Source organism: Aeromonas rivuli, from assembly GCF_000820045.1.
Classification (GTDB): Bacteria; Pseudomonadota; Gammaproteobacteria; order Enterobacterales; family Aeromonadaceae; genus Aeromonas; species Aeromonas rivuli.
The window spans coordinates 219203-228511 of sequence record NZ_CDBJ01000042.1 but is presented as its reverse complement, the minus strand read 5'-3'; the positions used below and the strand labels follow the sequence as shown (position 1 = coordinate 228511).

Genomic DNA, 9309 nt, shown 5'->3' with positions numbered 1-9309 from the left:
CACCCCCCAGGCCCCCTCCTGATCCACCCCGAGCAACAGCGGCAGACGGCCTTGTTCGGCGCCTATGCTTGCCAGATCCCGGGTCAGCTGCTGCGCCTCGGCGAAGGTGTCGCTGTTGTCCTGGCTGAGGTAGCAGCCCCCTAGGTTGTACTCGGCTATCATGGTGCGCGCCTGCTCGGCGGACTTGCCGGGGAAGGCCAGAATGAACAGCTGGCCCACCTTCTCCTTCAAGCTCCAACCGGAAATGATGCTTGCCACCTTGGGATCTATCTTCATGTTCTCGTCCTTAAGTCTCAAAGAGTTAACTTACTTCTTACGCAGCTGTTTGAGCTGGCCCATGGTGAAGGTGACGGCGACGATGACGATGATGCCGCGCAGGATCAGCTGCTGATCCACGTTCAGCCCCATCAGGATCAGGCCGTTGTTGACCATGCCCATGATGAGGGCGCCGATGACGGAGCCCACCACCATGCCCTTGCCACCAAACAGGTTGGTGCCACCTATGATGACGGCGGCGATCACCAGCATGAGATCGCTCTCCCCCAGGGTGTAGCGGGCACTCTGCAGCCGTCCCGAGTAGAGGATGCCGGCCAGGGCGGCGAGAAAGCCGTTGAGCATCAGCACGTAGAGCTTGATGCGGTTGATATTGATGCCCGAATACATGGCGGAGATCTTGTTGCCACCCGTGGCCAGCACCTGTTTGCCAAAGCGGGTGTTGCGCAGCACGAAGGCCCCGATCACCGTCACCAGAATGGTCCAGATGAAGAGCACCGAGATGGGCCCTATGTCCCCCGAGCCGAAGATGAACACATAGAGGTCGTTGTCGATGGGGATCGACTGCAAGGAGGTGGACCAGCGGGCGATGCCGGTGATGATGCCGGTGGTCCCCAGGGTCACCAGGAAGGAGGGGATACCGACCTGGGTCACGAACAGGCCGTTGATGGCCCCTATCATGGTGCCCACCAGCAGCGCCGCCGAGACCGCCAGCAAGATGCTGTCCGTCTCTTGCAGGGTCAGGGCCGAGACGATGGCGCTGAGGGCGACCGTGGCACCGAAGGAGAGATCTATCTCGGCGGCGCTCAGCACGAAGGTCATGCCCACCGCCATGATGGCGATGGTGGCAGTCTGGCGCGCGATGTTCATCAGGTTGACGGAGCTCAAGAAGCCCTTGTCATGGAGCACCACCGAAAAGAACACGAAGATGCCGACGAACACCATGTAGATGATGTAGTCACGCCAGTTGATACGGCTGCCCTTGGGGGCGGCCGGCAGGGTTAAATCTTTCATCCTTGACTCCTCGTTTGTCATTGAACCGCCGCCAGCAGCGTCTCTTCATTCATGCGCCGCCCTTCCAGGCAGGCAACGATGCGTCCTTTGTTTACCACATAAATGAGGTCGCAGAAGCTGGCGACCTCGGCATACTCGCTCGACACGAAGATGGCGCCATTACCGGCGGCGACATAGCTGTCCACTATCTTCATGATCTCGTACTTGGCATGGATATCGATGCCGAAGGTGGGATCGTCGAGCAGCAGCACCTTGGCCTCGGTGGAGAGGCATTTGCCGATCACCACCTTCTGCTGATTGCCGCCGGAGAGAAAACGCACCGACTGCTCGGGGCCGCTGGTCTTGACTCCCAGGCTCTTGATCTGGGCACGTACCATGGCGTCACCCTTGGGTTTGTCCAGGCTCAATCCCTGGGAGAGCCGGTCATAGGCGGCCATCAGCATGTTGTCGGCCACGGAAAAATCGAGTACCAATCCCTGACTGCGCCGCTCCTCCGGCACCATGTTGATGCCAAGCGCGATGGCCTGCTTGGGGGAACGGACTCGCACCGGCTCGCCATTGATGCGGATCTCGCCGCCCTGAATGGGGGTCAGACCATAGATGGCCTCGAGGATCTCGGTGCGCCCGCTGCCCAGCAGCCCCGCCAGTCCCACCACCTGACCCGGCATCACCTTGAGGGAGATGTCGTGCAGTTGTGAATTTGATACCCCGTCCAGCTCGAGCAGCGCCACGGCATCCGGCGCCGATGCCGGGCGCGGCCAACTCAGGCTGGTGTCGCCCTTGCTGCCGAGCATGGCCTCGACCAGCGCCTCGACACTGGTGTTGCTGGTGTTGGTGGCGAGCACCGTATGGCCATCACGCAGCACGGTCACGGCATCGCAGACCCGCATGATGTCGCTCAAGTAGTGGGTGATGTAGATGATGGACATCCCCTGCCCCTTGAGGGTGGCGATCACCTTGAACAACTCGTTGATCTCGTTGTTGGACAGTGAGGCAGTCGGCTCATCGAGCACCAGGATCCGGGCATTCTGGGCCAGGGCCTTGGCTATCTCGACGAACTGCTGCTGGCCGACACTCAGGCGTCCCACCTCGCAGTTCGGGTCCAGATCGACACCCAGCATGGCCAGCAGGGGCGCGGCACGGCGCACCCTGTCCCGATTGGAGATAATGGCGCCACTCTCTGCCCCCCCCGCCAGGAAGATGTTGTCGGCCACCGACAGGGTCGGCACCAGGCTCAAGTCCTGGTAGACCATGGCGATCCCCTCGGCCTGGGCCTCCTTGGGAGTCGTGAAGCGGCAAGGTTTGCCAAACAGCCGCACCTCGCCACCATCCCGGCCATGAAAGCCGTTGAGCAGCTTGACCAGGGTGGATTTGCCCGCCCCGTTCTGGCCGACGATGGCATGTACCTCGCCACGCTTGAGGCTGAACGACACATCCTTGAGTACAGGTATGCCGTCAAACCCCTTCTTGATACCACTCGCCTCTATGGCGTACAGCTCCATGTGATGACTCCTTCCATGGGATGAGGCAGCCAGCCGCCCTTGGGCGACGGGCTATGGGCTTATTGACTGAGTGCCTTGGTCACGGCGGCCGGCGGATCCCGCCGCAGGGCCTGCAGCCAGGCCTCGGCCAGGTTGTCACGGGTTACCGCATCGGCGGAGACGGTGACGAAGGGGGGAGTCTGCTCCCCCAGCTTGGCGAGGGCCCCCATGGTGGCCAGAGTCTGGCCGAGGTCATAAGGTAAATCCGTCACTATGCCGGCCACGTTGCGGCCCTTGGCCATGTCCAGGGCATTGGCGGCGCCCAAGTCCATGGTGATCACCTTGATGTCACTGCGCCCGGCGGCGCGGGTGGCGGCCACCACCCCCTCTGCGATGGAATCCCAGGGGGCATAGATGGCCTGGATATCCGGGTGCTGGGTAATGAGAGCAGAGGCAACGACCTCGCCATCATTGGCGTTGGCAATGCCCTGCTTGGCGAGGATCTGGATGCCGGGGTGGTGCTTGGCCAGGTTGGTCAGCACCGCCTGATCCCGCTGATTGGTGACGTAGTAATTCGCCTCGTGGTAGATGAAACCTATCTTGCCCTGCTCACCCACCGTCTTGGCCAGCATGTCGGCGGCCAAACCGCCCATCTCGAACAGGTCATCGGTGACGATGCCGGCATAGTCCTTGCCGTACTCGAAACCGCTCGGCAAGTTGCTGATCAGCACCAGTTTGCTGCCCTGCTGCACCGCAGGACGGAAGGCGGCGGCGCCGGAGACGGGATCGACCACCAGGGTGAGAATGATGTCGGGGGACATGGCCATCACGGTTTCCACGTCCGTCTTCTGTTTGTTGGCATTGAATTCGGCATCGGTCACCGCCACCACCTTGACGTTCAGATCCTGGAACTTGTCCTTGGCACCCTTGATGAGGGCACTCGACCAGTCCGAGGTGGTGTGCATCAGGATGGCGGCCGTGTAGTTCTGGGCCTTGACCCTGTCTTGCTGAGCCGTGGTGAGTGTTACCTGGGTATAAGGGGTCGGTTGTTCGCCATTGGGCCCCAGGGTCGTGGTCGCCTCGGCGGCGTGGGCCCCGTTGCCGAGCAGCATGGCGGCGGTCAATCCTGCCAGTAAAAAGTGTGAGCGTTTTGCCAACATGGTATTCTCCCTATATCCATTGAGTGGTTGATAGGTATTATCTAGGTGTTTTATAGCCTGTAATGAGATACACCTCACTAAAGAGCGCGATTTTTTTGCGATTCAGCTCACAATACATTTAATTTTTGTTAATTAATGACAGGAAAAAACCTAATCGCCTAGGTATTCCATGGATGAGCAGAGCGCGGAGCAGGGGTGGATAAAGGTGACATACGGGGCCCGATCAAGAGATGCAGAACTGGAAGGAACATGAGTAACAAGCTGACCGCCATAGACGAGCAGGGGCTCTGCCATCAGCTGCTGGCACGCAATGACATCTATTTCATCAGCTTCGATGAGCAGGAGCAGGTGGTCGCCTCCAGCTATCCGGTTGACACCCTGACCCTCAACCGGCTCGACGATCTGGTGTTCCTGGTCGGTCCCGACTATCTGAAGGCCATGCGCCAGCGGATCCGGGGCAACCTGCCCACTCTGCGGTTCGAGATCCTCAACCTTGCCTTCGAGCTGTTCGCTCACCACGGGCCGGACGGCACCCGCAGCTGGTGCCTGCAGATCAAGCCAAGCGATAACCAGGACGCCTCCGGCATAGAGCAGGATCACCGGCTCATCAACGAACTCGGTCACTCCCTGGCGGCCCTCAGCGGCAATCAGGGGGCAGCCCCCGGCGAGCAGCATCAGCAGCTGATCGCCCGCCACCTGCCCGAGGTGGAGCAGAAGCTGACCCAGATCCAGGATCCGGCCCTCAAGATGTGCCTGGAGCTTATTCGCGCCAGCATGGAGAAGAGCCTGCACGGCCTGCAGGAGGAGGGAAATCAACGCCTGCTGGAAGTGCTGACCCCCTCTGAGATGCAGGTGGCCGAGTTTATTCGCAGCGGCATGTCCAGCCAGGAGATCGCCAGCGCCCTCAATGTGGCGCGCAAGACGGTGGAGAATCATCGCAACAGCGTGCGCATCAAGCTTGGACTGGCCAACCGCGGCGTGAACCTGCGCAACTATCTGCTTAGCCTGGAAAAATAGCCTGCACAGTCACAACAGACGGGGCTGCTCTGTCATGGGTAAATCTATGCAACTATCTGCCTAGTCTGAAAAAATTGCCTGAGGCAACTTGCATCACCCGCCGCTTAGTCTGGAAAAATGACCCCATGATGGGCGTCAGCGCACAAGGAGAACCCCATGCAACAAGTCGTTTATGTCGCCAATCCGGTCAGCGGGTTGATCCATGTCTTTGCGCTGATGGAGGATGAGCTGGTGCCGCTGCAACAGGTGCAGACCGGGGGGGAAGTGCAACCGCTGGTCATCAGCCCGGACCAGCGCTGGCTCCATGCGGGGGTGCGACCCGACTTCATGGTGCAGAGCTATCCCATCCAGGCTGATGGTCGGCTCGGCGAACCGAGCTCGGCTCCCCTCGCGGGCAGCGCCTCCCACACCTGCACCGATGCACGGGGCAGGCTGTTCTTCGCCGCCTCCTACGCCTTCAACCACGTCAGCGTCTCCCACATGGATGCGGCGGGTCGGGTGCTGGCGCCCCACCAGCGTATCGATGCACTGATGGCCGCCCACTCGGTGACCCTGCTGGCCGATGAGCAGGGTCATCAGGAGCTGCTGGTCGCCTGCCTCAAGGAGGACGTCATTCGCCGCTTCACCCTGGGGGACGATGACCTGCTGGCCCCCCACCCCCTTGGTGACATTCACACCGCCCCCGGCGCCGGTCCCCGCCATCTGGCGCGCCACCCCGACAACGGTGATATCTATTGCCTCAATGAGCTCGATGGCACCCTCAATCGCTACCACCGGGAGGCGGATGGGCATATCAGCGCGCGGGAGAGTCTGGACATGCTGCCCGAGGGTTATCAGGGAGAGCGCTGGGGGGCCGACATCCACCTGACCCCGGATGGGCGTTTCCTCTATACCAGCGAGCGGGCCAGCAGCCTGCTCAGCCTGTTCGGTATTGACCAGGAGAGCGGCGCCCTGACCCCCCTCGCCCACTTCCCGACCGAATCTTGTCCCCGTGGCTTTGCCATCGACCACAGCGGGCACGCGCTGATTGTGACCGGGCAGGATTCCCAGGATGTGGCCCTGCACCGCATCGCACCCGCGACGGGGCAATTGAGCCTCACCTCCCGCCAGCCGGTGGGCAAGGGGGCCATGTGGGTGAGGATATTGAAGCTCGACGGACGCCCCGCCTGAGCGCCCGAGGCTCACGCGACCTCAGTCGCCACAAAGAGAGGCGGCGCTCAGATCGAGCGCCGCCAGCGGGAAAGATCAGCCAACCCGGCGACTACTTGCCGTTGAGATCATCATCCGGCCAATATTTGTAACCCTGCATGGTGGCCTGTACCGCGACCCCCTGCTCGGTGAGCTGGTACATCTTCACCTTCTGGAAATCGGCGTTGGCCGCTTCGCTGACCACCACCTTGCCATCGTCGGCCGACTTGGCGGCCAGATCAGCCTGGGCACTGGCATCGAATCCTGTGGTGATGAATCTGTCCAGGGCGGTGACATCGTTGAAGATGATCAATGCCTGGAATTTCTTGATCCCCATGCCGATCCCCATCCCGGCCGTCGCCATCCTCATGTAGGTGTCACGGCCGGTGCGGTTGTCATGGAGCACGCCATAACCGCTGCCCGCACTGAGCACCAGCAGGTTGTTGTTCACATTGGTAAAGACGGCATAACCCTTGGATTTTGCCACCTCCTGTCGGATGCCCGCATCCTGGCCATACAGGGTGGCAAGGGTCTGCTGGCGCATCTGTTGAATGTTGCTACGCTGCTCGGCCGGGGTGTCTCCCTTGGCGGCACAACCAACAAGCAGCAGAACGGCCACAATATGAATCCATAGACGCATCTCATTTCTCCTTTATGTTTCACGTGCGGAAGCTGCCTTCAGATGAAGCTCCAGCTCCCACTCCAGAGTCCAGTCAGAGACAGGACTCTGATCCCTTCGATCACGCTCCCGTCTCCCGAAAACCCCAACCAGATATCAGTACCTTGTGAAGTCCATCTCCCCAACAGCCACAGGTTCTCTGCGGATCCCCCCAGCAACGCGCGCTGGGGGCGTGCACAGACAAGGCATCGATGGAATGAGACACCGATGCCCTTGCCTACCCCTTGCTCACCTCACCGAGAAATGCGGTGAAACGCTGCCAGGATTTGGCATCGGCGTCGGCGCGATAATTGGCGCCGCCAAAGACGCTGAAGGCATGGGGGGCACCGCTATAGCTGGTCGCCTCATGGGTCACCCCCGCCGCTTCCAGCTCACCGATCAGCGTGGCGAACTCTGTCAATGAAACAGCCTGATCCGCGCTGCCATGCTGGATAAGCAGGCTCGCCTTGGTCTGCTTGTAGTCCTGGCCGGGGGGCGTGGCCAGGCCGCCATGAACGCTCACCACTCCCTTGAGATCGGCGCCGCTGCGGGCCAGCTCCAACACAGCCGCGCCGCCGAAGCAGTAACCCAGTGCCACCACATTGTCGAGGCGCCCACCCAATCGGCCCGCTTCGGTCAACGCTGCCATCAGCAGTGTGCGCATCCTGGGTCTGTCCTGATAGAGCGCGCCGGTGAGCCGCTTTCTCTCCTCCATCTCGGTCGGGCGCACACCGGCACCAAACAAGTCGACGGCAAACACGCTATAACCGAGCGCCGCCAGCATCTCGGCGCGTTTGACCTCGTAATCGGTCAGACCGTCCCAATCATGCACCAGCAGCACCAGAGGGGCCTGCTTGTTGCTGCCAAGGTAAAAGCCCTCAAACGCTTGACCATCGACGCTATAACTGACCGGGCCCGCCTGACTCACACCGCCCCATACCAATCCGAACAGAGCCAAAATCCATACCATCTTCATCACGTTCTCCTTGTTAGCCCGTTGCAACTCACTGCGACCCTGATTGTAGCCGCTCTCAGGCCAGGCCTGCGGAGCATGACCCGCAGCCGTCCCACCATGGCTGGCGACCCAATAAAAAGAGGCCACCCTGGGGTGGCCTCTTTTTGGCTATATGGCGACGAAGGGGGCTTAATCCTTGGCCGACTCCATCGCGCCCTCTTGCGAGTGCGCAGGCAGGATCAGGTTGAGCAGGATGGCGGCTACCGAGGCCAGACCCACACCGGCCAGGGCGAAGTCACCGATCTTCAGCTCCAGGGCGCCGACGCCAACGGTCAGGGTCACGGCGACGATGGCGATGTTGCGGGCCAGGCCCAGATCCACCTTGGACTCCACCAGGGTCTTGAGGCCGATGGCGGCAATGGATCCGAACAGCAGCAGCATGATACCGCCCATCACCGGCATGGGGATGGAGGTGAGCAGGGCGTTGAACTTGCCGAAGAAGGCCAGGATGACGGCAAATACCGCAGCCCAGGTCATGGTGACCGGATTGAAGTTGCGGGTGATCATCACGGCGCCGGTCACTTCCGCATAGGTGGTGACGGGGGGGCCACCGATGAAACCGGCGAAGCAGACGCCGATGCCGTCACCGGCCAGGGTGCGGTGCAGACCCGGGTTCTTGGTGTAATCCTGGCCGGTCACACCACCGATGGCGAGCACGCCGCCGATGTGTTCGATGCAGGGGGCGATGGCCACCGGCAGCATGAACAGGGCGGCGGCCCAGTTGATCTCCGGGGTCTCAAAGTGAGGCATGGCCAGCCAGGGGGCGTTGGCCATCCCCTCAAAGCTCACCTGCCCCATCATGATGGCAGCCACATAACCGGCGATGACACCGGAGAGGATGGGAATGAGCTTGATCCAGCCCTTGCAGAACACGGCCGCAATCAGGGTCACCGCCAGGGAGATCCCCGCCAGGGTGAGTGCGGTGGTCGGCTCGACGACCTGATCGCTACCGGCACGGCCCATGGCCATGTTGCAGGCGACCTGGGCGACGGAGAGACCAATCACCATGATCACCGGGCCAATCACCACGGGCGGCAGCAGCTTGTGCACGAAGCCCATGCCTCGCACGCGGATCAGCGCCGCCAGGATGAAGTACATGAAACCGGCCGCAAACAGGCCAAACATGGTGGACGGCAGTCCCCAGGTCTGGGTGGCGTAGATGATGGGGGCAATGAAGGCGAAGCTGGAGCCGAGGAAGATCGGCACCTGGCGGCGGGTGCAGAGCTGGAACAGCAGGGTACCCACACCGGCGCCGAGCAGGGCCATGGAGGGGTTCAGTCCGGTGAGCAGGGGCACCAGCACCATGGCACCGAAGGCAACAAACAGGATCTGCAGCCCGGCGACACTTTGCTTGACTAAGGAAAACATGAGCGTCCTTACGATTTTGATGACTGAGGGTGATATTTCACACTTTTCAATCATCACTACATATTTTCAAGGCAGGCTTGACACAAAAAAGCATCAATTTTTACCTTTTACTGCTTGGGGAGGGCGAGAAACTAA

General features: G+C 61.1%; 9 protein-coding genes. 2 read left to right on the top strand and 7 right to left on the bottom strand.

Going from position 1 to position 9309, the window contains the following annotated elements; translation table 11 throughout:
• From BN1130_RS08870 to BN1130_RS08855, 4 genes are all read right to left on the bottom strand, one after another.
• Positions 1-276 (bottom strand): glycoside hydrolase family 3 N-terminal domain-containing protein (locus BN1130_RS08870; protein WP_042041529.1); only part of this gene is annotated, 276 nt, incomplete at its 3' end.
• Positions 277-306: 30 nt separating this feature from the next.
• Positions 307-1287 carry an ABC transporter permease gene (locus tag BN1130_RS08865; RefSeq protein WP_084218170.1) on the bottom strand — a complete coding sequence of 327 codons (981 nt, stop codon included), beginning with the start codon at positions 1285-1287 and terminating at the stop codon, positions 307-309.
• A 17-nt stretch (positions 1288-1304) separates the two neighbouring features.
• Entirely contained in the window at positions 1305-2789 is a 1485-nt protein-coding gene (locus tag BN1130_RS08860; RefSeq protein ID WP_042041526.1) for a sugar ABC transporter ATP-binding protein, read from the bottom strand.
• A 59-nt stretch (positions 2790-2848) separates the two neighbouring features.
• Positions 2849-3928: a substrate-binding domain-containing protein gene (locus BN1130_RS08855; RefSeq protein ID WP_198135253.1), complete on the bottom strand. Its 1080-nt coding sequence runs from the start codon at positions 3926-3928 to the stop codon at positions 2849-2851.
• A 249-nt stretch (positions 3929-4177) separates the two neighbouring features.
• On the opposite strand from BN1130_RS08855, the gene BN1130_RS08850 reads away from it, so the two are divergent.
• Together BN1130_RS08850 and pgl are read left to right on the top strand one after the other, a co-directional pair.
• The gene (locus BN1130_RS08850) at positions 4178-4945 is read left to right on the top strand and encodes a helix-turn-helix transcriptional regulator (RefSeq protein WP_042041524.1); all 768 of its coding nucleotides are present in this window, start codon (positions 4178-4180) and stop codon (positions 4943-4945) included.
• Between the two features lie 156 nt (positions 4946-5101).
• Positions 5102-6115 (top strand): 6-phosphogluconolactonase, encoded by a 1014-nt coding sequence (gene pgl, locus BN1130_RS08845; protein WP_042041522.1) that lies wholly within the window; start codon positions 5102-5104, stop codon positions 6113-6115.
• 91 nt (positions 6116-6206) lie between these two features.
• On the opposite strand, the gene BN1130_RS08840 is transcribed toward pgl, so the two are convergent.
• The 3 genes from BN1130_RS08840 to BN1130_RS08830 form a co-directional block, all read right to left on the bottom strand.
• Positions 6207-6773 (bottom strand): lipid-binding SYLF domain-containing protein, encoded by a 567-nt coding sequence (locus BN1130_RS08840; RefSeq protein WP_042041520.1) that lies wholly within the window; start codon positions 6771-6773, stop codon positions 6207-6209.
• Positions 6774-7029: 256 nt separating this feature from the next.
• Positions 7030-7767, bottom strand: a complete 738-nt coding sequence (locus BN1130_RS08835; protein WP_042041519.1) for a dienelactone hydrolase family protein — start codon at positions 7765-7767, stop codon at positions 7030-7032.
• A gap of 168 nt (positions 7768-7935) precedes the next feature.
• On the bottom strand, positions 7936-9174 hold the full coding sequence (locus tag BN1130_RS08830) for a uracil-xanthine permease family protein (RefSeq protein ID WP_042041518.1): 1239 nt from the start codon (positions 9172-9174) through the stop codon (positions 7936-7938).
• Positions 9175-9309: the final 135 nt, after the last annotated feature.

Bases quoted from the DNA above. Each gene is read 5' to 3' on its own strand.
- BN1130_RS08865 (WP_084218170.1), bottom strand. From the start codon at position 1,287: ATGAAAGATTTAACCCTGCCGGCCGCCCCCAAGGGCAGCCGTATCAAC.
- BN1130_RS08860 (WP_042041526.1), bottom strand. From the start codon at position 2,789: ATGGAGCTGTACGCCATAGAGGCGAGTGGTATCAAGAAGGGGTTTGAC.
- BN1130_RS08855 (WP_198135253.1), bottom strand. From the start codon at position 3,928: ATGTTGGCAAAACGCTCACACTTTTTACTGGCAGGATTGACCGCCGCC.
- BN1130_RS08850 (WP_042041524.1), top strand. From the start codon at position 4,178: ATGAGTAACAAGCTGACCGCCATAGACGAGCAGGGGCTCTGCCATCAG.
- pgl (WP_042041522.1), top strand. From the start codon at position 5,102: ATGCAACAAGTCGTTTATGTCGCCAATCCGGTCAGCGGGTTGATCCAT.
- BN1130_RS08840 (WP_042041520.1), bottom strand. From the start codon at position 6,773: ATGCGTCTATGGATTCATATTGTGGCCGTTCTGCTGCTTGTTGGTTGT.
- BN1130_RS08835 (WP_042041519.1), bottom strand. From the start codon at position 7,767: ATGAAGATGGTATGGATTTTGGCTCTGTTCGGATTGGTATGGGGCGGT.
- BN1130_RS08830 (WP_042041518.1), bottom strand. From the start codon at position 9,174: ATGTTTTCCTTAGTCAAGCAAAGTGTCGCCGGGCTGCAGATCCTGTTT.